General features: G+C 70.8%; 16 protein-coding genes. 8 read left to right on the top strand and 8 right to left on the bottom strand.

The window, feature by feature from the left end; translation table 11 throughout:
- Window positions 1-92 precede the first annotated feature (92 nt).
- Window positions 93-1,091: an aldo/keto reductase family protein gene (locus ACIRHA_RS07015; protein WP_403840801.1), complete on the top strand. Its 999-nt coding sequence runs from the start codon at window positions 93-95 to the stop codon at window positions 1,089-1,091.
- Window positions 1,092-1,130: 39 nt separating this feature from the next.
- Here ACIRHA_RS07015 and ACIRHA_RS07020 read toward each other — a convergent pair whose 3' ends face one another.
- Entirely contained in the window at window positions 1,131-2,783 is a 1,653-nt protein-coding gene (locus tag ACIRHA_RS07020; protein ID WP_403840803.1) for an amidohydrolase, read from the bottom strand.
- 49 nt (window positions 2,784-2,832) lie between these two features.
- Window positions 2,833-4,152 (bottom strand): MFS transporter, encoded by a 1,320-nt coding sequence (locus ACIRHA_RS07025; protein ID WP_403840805.1) that lies wholly within the window; start codon window positions 4,150-4,152, stop codon window positions 2,833-2,835.
- A gap of 152 nt (window positions 4,153-4,304) precedes the next feature.
- Between ACIRHA_RS07025 and ACIRHA_RS07030 the strand changes: the two genes are divergently transcribed.
- Together ACIRHA_RS07030 and ACIRHA_RS07035 are read left to right on the top strand one after the other, a co-directional pair.
- Window positions 4,305-5,246, top strand: coding sequence for a LysR family transcriptional regulator (locus tag ACIRHA_RS07030; protein WP_403840807.1), 942 nt, complete (start codon window positions 4,305-4,307; stop codon window positions 5,244-5,246).
- 527 nt (window positions 5,247-5,773) lie between these two features.
- A complete protein-coding gene (locus ACIRHA_RS07035) occupies window positions 5,774-5,995 on the top strand; it encodes a hypothetical protein (RefSeq protein ID WP_326016114.1) in 222 nt (73 codons plus the stop codon).
- A 13-nt stretch (window positions 5,996-6,008) separates the two neighbouring features.
- Here the strand turns inward: ACIRHA_RS07035 and ACIRHA_RS07040 are convergent, their stop codons facing one another.
- Window positions 6,009-6,704 carry a DUF899 domain-containing protein gene (locus tag ACIRHA_RS07040; RefSeq protein WP_403840809.1) on the bottom strand — a complete coding sequence of 232 codons (696 nt, stop codon included), beginning with the start codon at window positions 6,702-6,704 and terminating at the stop codon, window positions 6,009-6,011.
- 216 nt (window positions 6,705-6,920) lie between these two features.
- Here ACIRHA_RS07040 and ACIRHA_RS07045 point away from each other — a divergent pair, with 216 nt between their 5' ends.
- Complete coding sequence (locus ACIRHA_RS07045) at window positions 6,921-8,426, top strand: hypothetical protein (protein WP_403840811.1); 1,506 nt, start codon at window positions 6,921-6,923, stop codon at window positions 8,424-8,426.
- Between the two features lie 31 nt (window positions 8,427-8,457).
- Here ACIRHA_RS07045 and ACIRHA_RS07050 read toward each other — a convergent pair whose 3' ends face one another.
- The 3 genes from ACIRHA_RS07050 to ACIRHA_RS07060 all read right to left on the bottom strand — a co-directional run bounded on the left by ACIRHA_RS07050 (window position 8,458) and on the right by ACIRHA_RS07060 (window position 10,488).
- Complete coding sequence (locus ACIRHA_RS07050; protein WP_403840813.1) at window positions 8,458-9,273, bottom strand: SAM-dependent methyltransferase; 816 nt, start codon at window positions 9,271-9,273, stop codon at window positions 8,458-8,460.
- A 97-nt stretch (window positions 9,274-9,370) separates the two neighbouring features.
- Entirely contained in the window at window positions 9,371-9,622 is a 252-nt protein-coding gene (locus tag ACIRHA_RS07055; protein WP_403840815.1) for a DUF397 domain-containing protein, read from the bottom strand.
- Window positions 9,619-10,488, bottom strand: a complete 870-nt coding sequence (locus ACIRHA_RS07060) for a helix-turn-helix domain-containing protein (protein ID WP_403840817.1) — start codon at window positions 10,486-10,488, stop codon at window positions 9,619-9,621. Before ACIRHA_RS07060 ends, ACIRHA_RS07055 begins: the two co-directional genes overlap by 4 nt.
- A gap of 316 nt (window positions 10,489-10,804) precedes the next feature.
- Between ACIRHA_RS07060 and ACIRHA_RS07065 the strand changes: the two genes are divergently transcribed.
- Window positions 10,805-11,263, top strand: coding sequence for an ATP-binding protein (locus tag ACIRHA_RS07065; RefSeq protein WP_403840820.1), 459 nt, complete (start codon window positions 10,805-10,807; stop codon window positions 11,261-11,263).
- Window positions 11,264-11,357: 94 nt separating this feature from the next.
- Window positions 11,358-11,735: a recombinase family protein gene (locus ACIRHA_RS07070; protein ID WP_403840823.1), complete on the top strand. Its 378-nt coding sequence runs from the start codon at window positions 11,358-11,360 to the stop codon at window positions 11,733-11,735.
- Here ACIRHA_RS07070 and ACIRHA_RS07075 read toward each other — a convergent pair.
- Both ACIRHA_RS07075 and ACIRHA_RS07080 read right to left on the bottom strand, forming a co-directional pair.
- On the bottom strand, window positions 11,710-12,879 hold the full coding sequence (locus ACIRHA_RS07075; protein WP_403840825.1) for an acyl-CoA dehydrogenase family protein: 1,170 nt from the start codon (window positions 12,877-12,879) through the stop codon (window positions 11,710-11,712). The two genes, ACIRHA_RS07070 and ACIRHA_RS07075, sit on opposite strands and share 26 nt — an antisense overlap.
- Window positions 12,880-12,951: 72 nt before the next feature.
- A complete protein-coding gene (locus ACIRHA_RS07080; protein WP_403840827.1) occupies window positions 12,952-14,166 on the bottom strand; it encodes a CaiB/BaiF CoA transferase family protein in 1,215 nt (404 codons plus the stop codon).
- A gap of 165 nt (window positions 14,167-14,331) precedes the next feature.
- On the opposite strand from ACIRHA_RS07080, the gene ACIRHA_RS07085 reads away from it, so the two are divergent.
- Complete coding sequence (locus ACIRHA_RS07085; protein WP_403840829.1) at window positions 14,332-15,285, top strand: LysR family transcriptional regulator; 954 nt, start codon at window positions 14,332-14,334, stop codon at window positions 15,283-15,285.
- Between the two features lie 47 nt (window positions 15,286-15,332).
- Window positions 15,333-16,145 (top strand): alpha/beta fold hydrolase, encoded by an 813-nt coding sequence (locus tag ACIRHA_RS07090; RefSeq protein ID WP_403840831.1) that lies wholly within the window; start codon window positions 15,333-15,335, stop codon window positions 16,143-16,145.
- The last annotated feature ends 94 nt before the right edge of the window (window positions 16,146-16,239 follow it).

Genomic DNA, 16,239 nt, shown 5'->3' on the forward strand with positions numbered 1-16,239 from the left:
GAAAGCCCACTGACCCGCGTCAGAGTGGGAACCGGCGGCCCGCGAATCATCCGACCGCCACCGCGCCACAACAGAAGCAAGAAGGAGCATCCATGCAGTACCGCAAGCTCGGCAGCTCGGACCTTCGGGTGTCGGATATCTCGCTCGGATCCTGGCTCACCTTCGCCGGCGGTATCGAGGCCGACAAGACCCGCGCCTGCACGGAGGCGGCATTCGACGCAGGCATCAACTTCTTCGACACCGCCAACGTCTACGGCCAGGGCGCCGCGGAGACGGCCTGGGGCGAGATCCTCTCCGCGCACCCCCGCGACTCGTACATCCTGGCCACCAAGGTGTGGGGCCGGATGTCCGACGACCCGGCCGACCAGGGGCTGTCCCCGGCGCAGATCGCCAAGCAGATCGACGCCTCCCTCACCCGGCTGAAGACCGACTACGTCGACCTCTACCAGGCGCACCGCTTCGACCCCGACGTACCGATCGAGGACACGATCGAGGCCTTGCGGAAGGTCGTCGAGGAAGGCAAGGCCCGCTACCTCGGCTTCAGCGAGTGGACCCCCGAGCAGATCCGGGCCGCGATCGACATCGCAGGACCGGACCTGTTCGTCTCCTCCCAGCCGCAGTACTCCATGCTCTGGCAGGCCCCCGAGGCCGAGGTCTTCGGTCTGTGCGCCGACAACGGCATCTCGCAGATCGTCTGGTCACCCCTCGCCCAGGGCGTGCTGACCGGAAAGTACAAGCCGGGACAGCCCGTCCCCGAGGGCAGCAGGTTCGCTTCCGCGGACATGGCCGTCTCGCAGGACCTCGTCTACAGCGATGCCATCCTCGAAGCCGTCCAGCGGCTCGTCCCGATCGCCGAGGACGCCGGGATGAGCATGCCCACCCTGGCCCTGGCCTGGGTCCTGCGCCGCAGTGAAGTGGCGTCCGCCATCACCGGCGCTTCCCGCCCGGAACAGGTGCACGCCAATGCCGCGGCCTCCGGCGTGGACCTGTCCGACGACCTGCTGGCCGCCGTCGACGAGGCCCTCGGCGACGCCCCCGTCACCCGGCCGACCCTCGCCCCCAACGCCCAGCCCGGAATCAAGCACCGCTGACCGGCAGCGCGTGCGCGCCCCCGCGCCACGGTCCTCGCGTCACCCCGTGGCGAGCCGCTCCTCCCCGTACGCGACCTCCCCGCCGACCACCGTCGCCACGACTCCCACGTCCCGGATGCGTTCCGGTGCCACGGCCAGCAGGTCGTCACCGAGGACCGTGAAGTCGGCGAGCATGCCGCGACGCAGCGTGCCCTTGCGGTGCTCCTCGTGGACGGCGTGCGCGGAGCCCACCGTGTAGGCGTACAGGGCCTGTTCGACGGTGACCGCCTCGTGCGGGGCGATGGGGGCGCCCGAGGCGGTGCGCCGGTTGACCATGTCGTGGATGCTCAGGATCGGGGACGCGGCGACGACCGGAGCGTCCGTGCTGCCGGGCAGAACCACGCCCGCGTCGAGGAACGAGCGCATACGGTACGCGAGTTGGGAGCGCTCGGGGCCGAGCGCGGCCAGCAGGCCGTCGCCGATCTCGGAGAGGAAGCGGCCCTGCGGCACTGGCACCAGGCCGAGTTCGGCGATCCGGGCGACCTGCGCGTCGCTGGTGACGGCCGCGTGCTCGACTCGGTGACGTACATCGGTGCGCGGGTGCAGGCGCTGCGCCTCGGCGTACGCGTCGAGAACCACGTCGAGCGCGGCGTCACCGATGGCGTGGGTGGCGATCTGCCAGCCGCAGCGGTGCGCTTCCAGGATGTAGTGCCGGATCTGCTCGGCCTCGTACTGGAGGAGCCCGCTGTTGCCCGGGGTGTCGTGGTAGTCGCAGCACATGGCGGCGGAGCGGCCGATGAGGGAACCGTCGGCGAGGATCTTCGTGGGTCCGACGCGCAGGTGTTCGTCGCCGAATCCGGAGCGCAGGCCGAGATCGAGCCCGTACCAGCTGCTGCCCGGCTCGAAGGCGCCGCGGTCGCGCAGCGCCGTGATGTACGGCATCACCGTCATACGGATGCCCAGCAAGCCGTGTTCGCGGGCGCGGTGGAAGGAATCGAGGTCCGTCGGCCCGTTGCCGATGCCGTCGCTGACACCGATACCGGGCTCGGTGACACTGGTCAGGCCGAGTGCGAGAGCGGCTTCGGAGCCCGCGGCGATGTTGGCGACCCACTCCTCGGCGGGCTCGGGGCGGATCAGGCGCTCGACGAGCTGGACGGCGGTCTCCTGGAGGAGGCCGGTGGCGAGACCGTCCTCGTCGCGCCACACCGAGCCGCCGACGACATCCGGCACGCCCGCCCGGCCCGCGTACCCGGCCCGTTCGAACGCTTCCGTGCTCGCCACCGCCATGTGGTGCGACGTGTGCATCAGCCAGACGGGGCGGCCCCCCGCGGCACGGTGCAGGGCCTCGGCGGTGGGATGGGCGCCGATCTTGTTCTGGTCGTAGCCGAAACCAAGGACCCATGCGTCGGCCGGCAGTGTGGCGGCGCGCTCGGCGACGGCGACGTAGAGAGCGTCGAGCGTGGGGCAGGCGGCGTGCGAGACATCGAGCTGGCGCAGGTTCTGGCCGACCATGCTCAGGTGGTGGTGTGCGTCGTTGAAGCCGGGCACGACATGCGCGCCGCCCAGGTCGACGACCGTGTCGGCCGTGCAGCCCTCGAGTTCGTCGTCCAGGCCGACGACGCGGCCGCCGATGACACCGAGGGAGCGGGCGTGCGGGCGGGACGGATCGAGGGTGGTGAAGTGTCCGTTGTGGAAGACGGCGTCGAGGCGCACGGCGGTCAACTCCTTTGTGGGGGAGGGGTAATGGCGAGAGTGCGGTGGTTCAGGCGGTGGCCGGCGCCCGCAGCGTCGGCTCCGTGCCATGGATACGGTCCGTGCGGCGGGCCAGCGCCGCCACGCACACCGTTGTCACCAGCAGCAGCACGGCGTAGAAGCCGACGACCGGCCAGATCGACCCGCCGCCCGACGTCAGCAGCGACTGCGCGACCAACGGTGTCGTACCGCCGATCAGCGTCGAACACAGCTGGTACGAAAGGGAGATGCCGGTGTAGCGGACGCGGGAGGAGAAGGCGCGGGCGAGGAACCCGGCGAGGACCGCGTAGTAGCCGGAGCCGGTGACGACGGCCAGCGTGATGCCGACGAACGCGAGCAGTGGCACGCCGGTCCTGATCAGCAGGAACATCGGGACGGCGACGACGACATTGGCCAGCAGCGAGCACACCATGAAGCGGGCCTCGCCCACGCGCTCCGAGATCAGCGCGGCGAGCGGCTGCCACAGGAACTGCGCCACGGACACGGCGAGCATGACGTACAGCATCGTCTGCCGGTTCATGTGCAGCTCGTTGGTGGTCCACGACAGGACGAAGGTATTGGTGAAGTAGGCGGCGGAGATGCCCATGATGCTGGCGCCGATGCCGAGCAGCACCGTGCGCCAGGCGGTGCGCAGCACCTCGGCGACCGGCAGCTTCACCACGTCGCCGCTCTCCTTGACCTTCTCGAACTCCCCGGACTCCGCCACCTTGAGGCGGATGACGAGCCCGACGATGACGAGGAGCCCCGACAGCAGGAACGGCACGCGCCAGCCCCATGAGGCGAACGCGGCGTCGTCCAGAGTGCCCGCGGCCAGGAACACCAGCGTGGACAGGATCGCGCCGGCCGGGGAGCCCTGCTGGACGAGCATCGCGAACAGCGAGGCACGCCCCTTGGGCGCGCTCTCCGATGCCATCAGCACCGCGCCGCCCCATTCGCCGCCGACCGCGATCCCCTGCACGGCCCGCAGCAGCGCCAGCAGCACCGGCGCGGTCACGCCGATCTGCGTGTGCGTCGGCAGCACGCCGACCAGGAAGGTGGCGGCCCCCATCAGCAGCAATGTGGTGACCAGGGTGCCCTTGCGGCCCATCCGGTCACCGAAGTGACCGAAGATGATGCCGCCCAGCGGGCGGGCCAGGAAGCCCACCCAGAACGTGGCGAAGGAGGCGAGGACACCAGCGGCAGGGCTGACGTCGGGGAAGAACAGCTTGCCGAAGACCAGCGCGGACGCGGTGCCGTAGATGTAGAAGTCGTACCACTCGATGGTGGTGCCGACGAACGAGGCGAGGCCCGCGCGGCGGGCATTGCCGTCGGCACGTACGGGAACGGTCATGGGGTCTCCGCGGGACTTCAGAAGCGGTTGTCGGGTGCAGTCAGTTTGCTGGCGCCCGCCCATGCCGTCTAATACTTGATCCGTACGCTGGCCATGCCTCACAGGTATGGGCGGTGCACCTCATCCCACCTGCGGCGCGGAGGCGACACACCATGGAACTGAGGATCTTGCGCTACTTCCTGGCGGTCGCCGAAACCGGATCCGTGACCGCCGCGGCGCGCAGCGTGCACATCGCCCAGCCCTCACTGTCCCGCCAACTCCGGTCCCTGGAACACGACTTGGGCGTCGACCTCTTCGACCGACGGCCCGGCGTCCTGACACTGAGCGCGGCCGGAAGGAGGTTCCGGCCCGTCGCCCAGGACCTGGTGCGCAGGGCGGAGCAGGCCGCGGAGATGATGGTGGCGGCGCGGGACGGCGAGGCGGCCACGCTGACCGTCGTGACCGCACCCGCCACGCTCTCCTACCTCCTCGCCCCCTACATGGCACAGGGCGGGGGAGTTCCGGCCTTGCGCGACGCCGTCCAAGAGGAGCCCAACAAGGTCTTCGACACCCTCGCCCAGCACAGCGACGTCGACTTCGGCATCTCCACCTCACCCGCCCCCGCGCCCCTCGAGTCCGTCTACCTCGGCCACACCCCGGTCACCGCCCAGGTCGCCGCGGGCCACCCGTGGCACGACCGCACGAGCGTCGACCTCGACGAACTGGTCACCGAGCCGCTGATCCTCATGACTCGCTCCAACGCCGCACGCCTCGTCGTCGACGAGGCGTTCACCCGGGCCGGCGTCGCCCCCGCCGAGGTCACCGAGACCGGCTCCTCCGTCTTCGCGCAGGCACTCGCCGCCGCCGGCCGCGGCGTGTGCCTGGCGACGGACCACGCCCGCTTCGGCTTGAAGGAACTGGTCGTCAACGCGACGGACGGCGCGCTCACCGTCCCCCTGTACGCCGGCTGGGACCGCACGCACTACGCCTGCGAGGCGATCCGTTCCTACGTGGCGGGGCTGCGGGCTTACTGCGAGGAGCGATTGGAGGTGTTTCCGGGCATGGGCGCGAAGACGTCCGGCACGCGGCCACCTCGACCTGCGCACAAGCCTTGACAGCTGCGCGCGGTTGTCGTGGCTGTTCGGGGCTGGACCGGCACCCGGACGTCCGCGTACAGGATCTCGACGTCGCCGCCCAACTGGTCGTGGGGACAGTCGAGTTGAATACGCATCTCGTGCACGCCTTCATCTGGCCGAAGATGCGCGCCGCAGGGCTCGCCACGGCGGCGGAAGCGCTGCGCGGACAGGCCGACGCCCTCATGTCTGGAACACGTGGAGTGCCGAGGGCCCGGAGCACCACGGAGCGCTGGCGCCGCTGGTGTCCAACATCGGCGAGTTGCGCAGGGAGGCCGGGCGGCCCCTCACCGCCGCCCTCGCCGACTGTCCGGTCCTCGTCGTACGGGGTGGCGCGGACGGCCGGGCCTGAGTGGCCTGCCGCGACGTTCGTGCACGTCAACCACGCACTCGGGACCAGGACTTGGTGGCCGCTCCTCACTGTGTGTGACGTCACGGTTGGACACCCACCGGGCGCGTCTGGCAAGGTCGCCGGTCCGATCCCGTGAAGACCCGATGGGAGGGGCGCGATGACCGAAGTGAACACCATCAGCGTCGAGGAAGCGACAGCCGTCGCCCGGCTGCGCATGAACACCACGACACTGGACATCCCCAAGGATTTCGACCGCTGGTCGCCCGACGAGATGTCGGACTGGCTCGAACAGACCGAGGACGACCCGGACGTCTCCGACACCGACTTCTACGAAGCCCAGCAGACCGTGCACCGCGTGCTCGGTGTCGAGGACGCCTGACTTCGGCCCGGCTTCAGGCACGCTCGCCGTACGCCGCCGCGATCTCCTGCGGTGACGCCCACCGGCTGTACGTCGGTGACTTGGGCCAATCCGCGGGGGAGTCCTGCCACTCCTCCTGTCGGCCGTACGGCAGCAGGTCGAGCAGGCCGAACAGATAGCTCAGTTGCTCGGTGCCGCGGCCGTCCGTGTGCCAGGTGCGGTACACGGTGTCGCCGTCGCGCAGGAACACATTGACCGCGAACCCGGCGTTCGGCGGTGCGCCGACATCGGCGCCGAACGGGCTGTTCGCGGTGGAGTACCAGGTCATCGTGTTGCCGACCTTGCGTCGGTACGCGAGCGCCTCGTCGATCGGCCCCTGCGTGACGATCACGAAGCGGGCGTCGAACTTCTCGAGCCCCGCGAGCCGCGTGAACTGCGACGTGAAGCCGGTGCAGCCGCCGCACTGCCACTCCGCGCCCTCGTGCCACATGTGGTTGTAGACGATCAACTGCGGGTGCTCACCGAAGACTTCGGCGAGCCGCACGGGCCCGTCCTCGCCCTCCAGTACGTAGTCGGGCATCTCGACCATCGGCAGCCGGCGCCGCTGCGCGGCGATGGCGTCGAGCTCCCGTGTGGCGGCCTTCTCGCGGACCCGCAGCGCCGCCAGTTCCTTCTCCCACGTGCCGCGGTCGACGACGGGCGGCAGGGCGTTGCCGGTAGTGGTGGACATGGGACCTCCGGAGGTTACGGGCGCTCTCGCGCGTTCCAGGCGTACGGAGGTGTGGACCGTCCGGTATGCCGAAAGTCATCGGTCGGCCGCCGCCGGCTCTGCGAGCGTCCCCAGGGTGCCCCGGTCCAGCTGCCCGGACGGGACCTCGTAGGGTGCCCTCACCGGCCCTGTCGACCAAGGGGCCGTGTGGGACCGACCGGGCACGGGGGAGCGACATTGCGCATACGTGGACATGGCCGACGCCTCGGGGCGCGGGCCGCGGCACTGGTGGCAGGGGCGCTGCTGGCCGTGACCGGGGCGGCGGTGCCGGTGCTCGCCGCGGAGGGCGCGGAGCGCCAGGTCCGGCTCACGCTGGACGTGCCCGAGGCGTCCGGCCTCTACGACGCCGACGAAGGCGCCGACGCGAGGTTCGAGGCGCCCAGGATGCTGGTGCGGCCGCACGGCGGCGTGGCGCGCGATGTCGAGATCACCGTCGATGCCCGGGAGCTGCGGGACGTCGGCACGATGACTCCCGGGCATCGGTGCTCGGGGGACGACGACGTGTTCCGCTGCCGCTTCGACCCGCGCTCCCTGCGTTACGCGACGCACTTCAGCCCGTTCTACCTGCGTGGCAAGGACGGCGCGGCCCCCGGTGACGGCGGGACCGTGCACCTCACCGCCCGCGCCGACAACGCCGAGGCGGTGCGGGCGGACATGCGGATGGAGATCCAGCCGCCGGACCTGACCTCGGCCGGGGCGGAGCGGGTGCCCGGTCTGGTCGAGCCAGGGGCGCCGGTCGAACTGCGGCCGGGCCTCGTCAACGACAGCCGCTGGCCGGTCGAGCGGTTCGCGCTGAAGTTGGGCACCTATGGCGGTCACCTGACAGTGGACCGGAAGTATCGCAACTGCTGGTACACGGCCGGCAACGACGGGGCCGTGGACGAGGAGCCGCACGGGCTTGACCTCGCCTGGTGCGAGTTCGACACACCACTGCCCCCGCACAGCGCCTGGCGGATCGCCCAGCCGATGACCGGCCACCTGCAAAGGGACATGCCGGCGGAGAGCGTCCGCTATCAACTGCCCTATGAAGTACGGGACAAGGCGGCCTACTCGCGACGGGGGAGCGGCCCCGAGCTGAAGCTCGAACGCGTTCCCATGGGCGACATCACGTCCGACACCGCCTCGGGCTCACTGATCGTGCGAGGCACCGCGCAGTTGGACTACGCCCCCGTCGTCGAGGGCGCCGTTCGCGGCAAGGTCGGACAGACCGTGCAGGTGCGCATCGGCGCCCGCAACGTCAACGGAGGCAAGCTGCCCGGCATCAGCCCCGACCGCATCGAGATCGTCCCGCCCGAGGGCACCACCATCACCGGCACGCCCTACACGGTGGACGGTGATCCGATGGACAACGCGTGCAAGCGCCCGGCCAAGGGATCCCGTGCGTGGCGGTGCGGCCTGGGCAGTGACGCGTTCGAGCAGATCGACGGCCGCAAGGGCGCGCGCACGACCGTGACCGTCCGCGTCCGTATCGACGACGATGTGCCCGGTGCGCGCGGCACGGTCCGCGTCATCGGCAAGTACGACCGCACCCACGGCAACGACAGCGTCGCGCTGGAGACCGACATCCACGGCCGCGAGCGGACCTCCCCACTGGCCATCGCCGGGGCGGTCGCGGGCGGTGCCGTCGTCGTGGCGGGCGGTCTGTTGCTGGCCCGCCGGTACCGCGGGAACCGGCGCGGCTGAGGGCCGCACACGCGGCCCCGCCGCGTCCCCCTCAGTGCTTGATGCCCACGCCCGCCAGCAGGCTGATCTCGGCGTCCGCGATCTCCGTGCCGTCCTCGGGGTTGTCGCGACGCCAGCGGTGGCAGCAAATGATGCCCGGCTCGATCAGGTCGAGCCCGTCGAAGAAGCGGCGGACGTCGCTGTGCGAGCGGAACTGCACCGGAGTCCCGGAGTTGGTGTACGCCTCCGCCACCCCGTTCCACGTCTCGGGGTCGAAGTCGGGCGTGCAGTGGTTCATGGCGAGGGCGCTGCCCGGCGCGAGCGGCTCGAGCAGCCGGCGCACGATGGCGTACGGGTCGTGCGGGTCGGTGACGAAGTGCATCAGCGCGTTGAGGGTGAGGGCGACGGGCCGGTCGAAGTCCAGGACCTCGGCGTCCTGCACGGCGTCCATCAGCGAGTCCGGGTCGGTGACATCGGCCTCGACGTAGGCCGTGCGACCCTGGGTCGTGCTGCGCATGAGGCGCTCGGCGTACTTGAGGACGAGCGGGTCGTTATCGGCGTACACGACGCGGGCCTCGGGCACGAGGGACTGGGCGACCTGGTGCAGGTTCGGCTCGGTGGGGATGCCGGTGCCGATGTCGAGCCACTGGCGGATGCCGTGCTCCTGCGCCAGCACACGGGTGGCCCGGTGCATGAACGCGCGGTTCTCGCGCGCGGTGACAGGCAGGCCGGGGTGGGCCTTGGCGGCGACCATGGCCGCCTCCTTGTCGACCTCGAAGTGGTCCTTGCCACCGAGGAAGTAGTCGTACATCCGGGCCGAGTGGGCCTTGCTCGTGTCGAGGTCCCGGCCGGACTGCCTGGTGGTCATGTGCTCCCCTTCGTAGGTGTGACTGTCGGCTGTGTATCGGTCGATCCGCGGACCGGGGAGGCGACCGGCGTCGACGCCCCTGCCGCCGGCCGCCCGTTCATCCGGCGGCCAGGTGATCGGCCAGGCCCTGCTTGACGCCGCGGACGAACGCGGCGATCTCCTCCGGCGTGTAGATCAGCGCGGGGCCGGCCGGATCGGTCGACTGCCGGACGGCCACGCGGCCATCGGCGAGCAACTTCGTCTCGACGCACTGCCCACCGTTGGGCCCGCTCCAGGGACGCTCCCAGCCCTGCTCGCCGAGTTGGCGGGCCGGCATCCCGTTGTAGACGCCCTCTTCGACGACCGTCATGTTGAGTACTCCTTGCGCATACGGTTCAAGAGCGCCCTGCTGTCATCCGACGACGTCAGCAGCGCCATACGCGAATGCGCCTCAAGATGGGCGACCACGTCCGGGCGCTGGTCCAAATAGACGGATGCGGACAGGAGTTCGCTGTAGACGATGTCGGGCAGCTCTGGTTCCTCGAACCGGAAGTACGTGAACGGGGCGCACGCCCCCACATGCGCGCCCGCGGAGAAGGGCACGATGTCCAGACTGATGTGCGCGAGCTCGGACACGTCCAGGAGGCGCTCGATCTGCTCCCGCATCACGTCGGCGCTGCCCACCTCCTTGTGCAGGACGGCCTCCTCCATGACCACCCACAGCGTGGGGGCGTCCTCCTTGTCCAGGAGGCCCTGGCGGCGCAGCCGCAGCTCCACGCGGCGCTCGAGGTCCTCCTCGCTGCCGTTCGGCAGCCCGCCGCGCAGTACGGCGCGCGCGTAGTCGGGGGTCTGCAAGAGGCCCGTGACGTACTGGGGTTCGTAGGTGCGCAGGGTCTTGGCGTCGGTCTCCAGGCTGACGTAGGCGGTGAACCAGCCGGGAACGGCGTCCCGGTAGGAGTGCCACCAGCCCGGCTCGTTGGCCTGCTCGGCCAGGTCGACGAACTCGTCTATCTCCTGGCGGCCCGCACCGAAGGTCTCCAGGAGCTTCTCCACATAGAGAGGCTTCAGCGCGACCTCGGCCTTTTCGAGCCGGCGGATCGTCAGAGTCTTTACGCGCAGAGCTCTTGCCGCGTCCTCCAGCGAGGCACCGGCAGCCAGTCGCATGTCCTGCAGCCGGCGGCCGAGGATCATGCGCAGCACTGTCGGCGCGCTGGTGCCGGAACGGGCCTCACTCACGCCCAACCTCCTGAGAGTTCATCAACAAGACCATTCTTGCAGCGACTTGATGATGACGCCAGAGTGATACCCCGCAAGATGAAATTATCAGGGAGTCGGTTGCAGCGTGAGTACGATCACGCGCATAGTTGCACTGTGAGCGGTCGAGTCACGGCTCTGACGCGGCATCCGCCCCTGCGGGGACGCGCGATGCCGATGCCGGCGTGGGCGCCCCACCGCGGGGTGCCTGCCTGGGCCTGTGCCGCTCACAGCTCGAGCTGTAGCCCGCACCCCCACACCGCGCCCGCTCCGCGGAAGGCACTGGAAGGCGACATTCGTGACTGTCCCCACGCCCCTGGCCCCGGCTCCGTCCCCCGCCTTGGGCGCCACCGCGCCCGGCCGCGAGTTCTGGTTCGGGCTGCCCGCGCTGCGCACGAGTGCGAGATCGGCGCGCGACACCGTGCGGGAGCGGCTCCGGTCCTGGCAGGTGCCCGGCGACACCTGTTGCGACGCGGTGCTGCTGGTGTCCGAGCTGACCACGAACGCGCTGCTGCACACCGACAGCGATCAGGTCCTGTGCGGCCTCAAGCTGACCGGCGACGAGCGAAGTCTGCGCATCGAACTCCACGACGACAACCCGACTCCGGTGCAACCGCCCGAGCGCCGTGCCGGACCCGGCGAAGAGGGCGGGCGGGGCCTGTTCCTCGTCCAGCAGCTCGCGGACCGCTGGGGCTCGGCGCGCTCGACACGAGCCGAAGGAAAGGTCGTCTGGGCCGAGTTGACGGCCTTTTCCTGAGCCCATGGAGACCGGCAGGGGCCGCCCGGTCCCGCTCTTTCACCGTCGCGCGGCGAGGAATCCATTTTCCTCGGTCCACCTACAGGAGGCGACCATGACCCCCCACGGCGACACCGTTTCACCCGCCGTGTTGTACGTATGTGCCGACCGGGCCCCGGGCGCGTCCGGGCAGGCCGTGCAGTGCGCGCAGACCGAAGGCCGCGCGTTCGCCCAGGAGCGCGGCCTGACGATCGCCGAGGTCGTCACCGACACCTACGGCGAGCCGGACCCGGCCCGGCGCACCGGCTGGCGCCGGGTGCGGCAGCTGGTGCAGACCGGCGACGTCACCGCGGTCCTGGTCCGCTGGCCCTCCGCCATCGCCCCGGAGTCCGCGCACGAACTGCGGCACAGAGAGACCAGCTGGCTCCAGGACCACGGCGTGCGCGTCCGCTACACCTGGGCCCCTCTTACGAGTCCAGGCCCCCTCGCTTGACGAGCTGAGCCGCGATGACGTTTCGCTGGATCTCGTTCGTGCCCTCGCCGACGATCATCAGCGGTGCGTCGCGGAAGTAGCGTTCGACGTCGTACTCGGTGGAGTAGCCGTAACCGCCGTGAATGCGCACGGCGTTCAGTGCGATCTCCATTGCCGCCTCTGAGGCGTACAGCTTCGCCATTCCCGCCTCCATGTCGACCCGTCGGCCCGCGTCGTACTCCCGGGCCGCGTGCAGGGTCAGCTGGCGGGCCGCGGTGAGCTTGGTGGCCATGTCGGCGAGGTAGTGGCCGATCGCCTGGTGCTGCCAGATCGGCTTGCCGAACGACTCCCGCTCCTGCGCGTAGGCGAGCGAGTCCTCCAGGGCGGCCCGGCCGACGCCGAGAGCGCGCGAGGCGACCTGCAGGCGGCCGGTCTCCAGGCCCTTCATCATCTGGCCGAACCCCTTTCCCTCCGCCCCGCCGAGGACACTGCCGGCGGCGGCGACGTACCCGTCGAAGGACAGCTCGCAGCTCTCGACGCCCTTGTAGCCCAGCTTGGGCAGGTCACGGGAGACGGTCAGGCCGGGACCGTGCTCGACGAGCAGGATCGAGATGCCGCGGTGGGAGGGCGTGGCGTCCGGGTCGGTCTTGCACAGCAGGGCGATGAGGCCGGAGCGGCGGGAGTTGGTGATCCACGTCTTGGAGCCGTTCACGGCATACGTGCCGTCGTCCTGGCGGCGGGCCGTGGTGCGCATGGCCTGGAGGTCGCTGCCGCCGCCCGGCTCGGTCAGCGCCATCGTCGCGCGCAGCTCGCCGGTCGCCATGCGGGGCAGGTACTTCGCCTTCTGCTCCTCGGTCCCGTACAGGGTGAGCAGCTTGGCGACGACGGTGTGGCCGCCTATGGCGCCCGCGAGGCTCATCCAGCCGCGCGCGAGCTCCTCGGTGATCAGGACGTAGGCGGGCATCGAGACCGGGGTGCCGCCGAACTCCTCCGGGACGGCGAGCCCGTAGATCCCCATCTCCTTCATCTGCTCGATGAGGGCCTCGGGGTAGGTGTTGGTGTGCTCCAACTCCTGTACGACGGGCTTGACGTGCTTGTCGACGAAGTCGTGCACGGTCTCGACGACGAACCGCTCGTCGGTGTCCAGGGCGTCCAGGGTGCTCACGGGTTCTTCTCCTCTGCTTGCTGTCTTGTCGCGGTGTCCGGGGGAGGGTGGTGTCCGATCGTGCCCGGAGTGTCAGATCGCGCCGGCCGAGCGCAGGCTCGCGATCTGCTCGGCGGTGCGTCCCCGCTCCGCCAGGAGTCGTTCGGTGTGCTCGCCGAGGGCGGGGACCGGGTCCATCCGGGGGTCGATTCCGGCCAGGTCCGCCGGGGGCCGCAGCGCCTGGACGGGGCCGCCGGGCGTGCCGACCTCGTGCCAGCGCCCACGCCCCGCGAGCACCGGGTGGTCGAGGAACTCGGCGACGTCGTTGACGCCCGCGTTCGCGATGCCTGCCGCGTCGAGCGCCTCGGCGGCGTCGGCACCGTCGCAGCGCAGGAAGCGCTCGGCGATGAGGACGTTCAGCTCGTCGCGGTGGGCGACGCGCCCGGATCCGGTGGCGAAGCGCGGGTCCGCGGTCAACTCCGGCTGCTGGAGGAACTGTTCGCACAGCGACCGCCACTCGCGTTCGTTCTGTACGGAGATCAGGATCTGCTTGCCGTCGCGCGCGGTGTAGGCGCCGTACGGGGCGATGGTGGCGTGCTGGGTGCCGATGCGCGGCGGCTGCGTCCCGCCGTAGCGGGTGTAGTTGGCGGGCTGGCCCATCCACTCCGCGAGTGCCTCGAACAGCGACACCTCCACCGCGCGCGCGGCACCCGTGGTCGCGCGGGTGAACAGGGCGGTGAGGACGCCGGTGTAGGCGTACATCCCGGCGGCGATGTCGGCGATCGACACACCCGCCCGCGCGGCCTCCCGCGCCGTGCCGGTGAGTGACACCAGGCCGGTCTGGCACTGCACCATCATGTCGTACGCCTTGCGGTCGGCCCAGGGCCCACTGGTGCCGTAGCCGGAGACGGTGCACGGGATCAGGCGCGGGTACTTCGCGGCCAGTGTGTCCGCGTCCAGTCCGAGGCGGGCGGCGGCGCCCGGGCCGAGGTTCTGCACGAACACATCGGCGTCCGCGAGGAGTTCGTCGAGGACCTCGCGGCCGGCCGGCGACTTCACGTCCAGCGTCAGTGACTCCTTGCCGCGGTTCAGCCAGACGAAATAGCTCGACTCGCCGTGCACCGTGGTGTCGTAGCGGCGGGCGAAATCGCCGCCGTCGGGCCGCTCCACCTTGATGACACGGGCGCCGAGGTCGGCCAGCTGGCGGGTGGCGTAGGGAGCGGCCACGGCCTGTTCGAGGCTGACGACGGTGATCCCGGACAGCGGATGCTGAGGCGGCGCGGCGGCGCGGTCGGTCGTCCCTGTCATGCGGTGACCTCCAGGTGCGAGGGTGGTCATGTGGGGTGCACGGGGTGCCGGGCAGCGGCTGCTCCGTGACGACTAACATCATGGGTCTTCATGGCAATGCTCGGGAAATAGCAAATCGTGATGCCGTCATGCGCGGCGCGGATGGCTGGAGAGGGGCGGGGCGAGTTGGACATCAAACAGCTCAAGGCGCTGGTGACCGTGGCCGAGGTGGGCAGTGTCACCAGGGCCGCGACGGTCCTGCACCTCGTGCAGCCCGCCGTCACCCGCCAGATCCGCACCCTGGAGGAGGAGTTGGGTGTGCCGCTCTTCGAGCGGACCCGGCAGGGCATGCGGCCGACCGAGGCCGGGGCGGCCGTCGTGGAGCGGGCCCGGCGGGCGCTGCACGAGCTGGAGCGCGCCCGCGCGGAGGTGCGGCCGACGCCCGGCGAGGTGTCCGGCATCGTGACCGTCGGCCTGCTGGAGAGCACCCTGGAACTGCTCGCGGAACCCCTGGTGACGGCCATGCGAGAGGCCCACCCGGGCGTGCAGCTGCGGGTGATGACCGCGTACTCGGGCCATCTGCAGCAGTGGCTCGACGACGGAGACCTCGATCTGTCCCTGCTCTACAACCTCGCCAGCGCGCCTTCTCTGAACGTACGGCCCCTGGTGCGCGAGCGGCTGTGGGTGGCGGCCCCGCCGTCGGCCGGGCTGTCCGCCGAGCGCCCCGTCCCGTTCGCCGAGGCGGCGGCGCGCCCCCTGGTGATGCCGACGTCCGGGCACGCGCTGCGTGCGCTCATCGAATCGGCGGCGGCCCGCGCCGGCGTCCGTATCGAGGTGGCGGCGCAGACCAACTCGATGCCCGTACAGAAGCAGCTCGCGCGGGCCGGACACGGCTGGACCGTACTGCCCGGCGTGGGCGTCGCCGAGGACGTCGCGGCCGGCGGGCTCAGCGCCGCGCCGCTGTGCGAGCCCGCCGCATGGCGCTCCATCGTGCTGGGCACACCCCGCACCGGACGCACACCGCCCGCGGTGAACGTCGTCGCGCGGGAGCTGGTACGCCAGGTCAACGCCGCCGTGAAGAGCGGCAGATGGCCCTCGGCGCGGCTTCCCGAGGCGGACGAAGAGGTGGCGGAGCGATGACACACGACCACCACGAAACGTTCCACGATCAGCACCCCAGGAGAACCATGCCGGACACCGACCACCTCGAAGGCACCACCTCCGCCGCCGACGGCACCACCCTCGCGTACCAGACCCGCGGCACCGGACACCCGCTCGTCCTCCTCGCCGGACAGGCCAACAACCACCACTGGTGGGACGCGGTGCGCGGCGACTTCCACCAGGCCCGGCGCACGATCACCGTCGACTACCGGGGAACGGGCGACAGTGGCAGGCCCGAGGCCCAAGAGGGCTATTCCACCTGGCAGTTCGCGGACGACGTGATCGCCGTGCTGGACGCGCTGGGCATCGAGCGTGCCGACCTGTACGGCACTTCCATGGGCGGCCGGGTCGCGCAGTGGGCCGCCGCACGCCACCCCGGGCGGATCCGGCGGCTCGTCCTCGGCTGCACGTCCCCCGGCGGGCTGCACGCGGTGGAGCGGGACCAGGAGGTGCGCCGCGCGCTGACCCGCACCGAACCGGGCGCCGCCGAGGAGGCGCTGACCGACCTCATGTACACACCCGCCTGGCGCGCCGCCCACCCCGGCCCGTACGGCACACTCGGCGACCCCCACATGCCGCCGCACGCCCGCCGCGGCCACCTCCGCGCCAGCACCGGGCACGACGCGTGGGACGCGCTGCCGTACATCATGGCGCCCACCCTCATCCTCCACGGCGAGGAGGACCGGCTCACCCCGCCCGACAACGTGCCGCTGCTCGCCTCCCGCATCCCCGACGCCACGACGCGGCTGTTCCCCGGCGCGCGCCACGCCTACTTCGAGGAGTGCCGGGAGGAGGCCGGAGCGATGGTCCTCGCGTTCCTCAAGGGGGCCCCGATGTGAGGGAACCCGGCGGACCACCGTGCCAGTGGACTCCCATGCGCCCGCAGCATGGACACATCACGAGTTTCTATTGTTCCGCATCCCGCATCAGCGC

It is taken from the genome of Streptomyces sp. NPDC102360, assembly GCF_044766085.1.
Taxonomy (GTDB): Bacteria; Actinomycetota; Actinomycetes; order Streptomycetales; family Streptomycetaceae; genus Streptomyces.

Coding starts and splice junctions, on each gene's coding strand:
- ACIRHA_RS07050 (WP_403840813.1), bottom strand. CDS start 9,273: ATGACCACCAGGCAGTCCGGCCGGGACCTCGACACGAGCAAGGCCCAC.
- ACIRHA_RS07015 (WP_403840801.1), top strand. CDS start 93: ATGCAGTACCGCAAGCTCGGCAGCTCGGACCTTCGGGTGTCGGATATC.
- ACIRHA_RS07025 (WP_403840805.1), bottom strand. CDS start 4,152: ATGACCGTTCCCGTACGTGCCGACGGCAATGCCCGCCGCGCGGGCCTC.
- ACIRHA_RS07055 (WP_403840815.1), bottom strand. CDS start 9,622: ATGACGGTCGTCGAAGAGGGCGTCTACAACGGGATGCCGGCCCGCCAA.
- ACIRHA_RS07090 (WP_403840831.1), top strand. CDS start 15,333: ATGCCGGACACCGACCACCTCGAAGGCACCACCTCCGCCGCCGACGGC.
- ACIRHA_RS07030 (WP_403840807.1), top strand. CDS start 4,305: ATGGAACTGAGGATCTTGCGCTACTTCCTGGCGGTCGCCGAAACCGGA.
- ACIRHA_RS07080 (WP_403840827.1), bottom strand. CDS start 14,166: ATGACAGGGACGACCGACCGCGCCGCCGCGCCGCCTCAGCATCCGCTG.
- ACIRHA_RS07035 (WP_326016114.1), top strand. CDS start 5,774: ATGACCGAAGTGAACACCATCAGCGTCGAGGAAGCGACAGCCGTCGCC.
- ACIRHA_RS07040 (WP_403840809.1), bottom strand. CDS start 6,704: ATGTCCACCACTACCGGCAACGCCCTGCCGCCCGTCGTCGACCGCGGC.
- ACIRHA_RS07070 (WP_403840823.1), top strand. CDS start 11,358: ATGACCCCCCACGGCGACACCGTTTCACCCGCCGTGTTGTACGTATGT.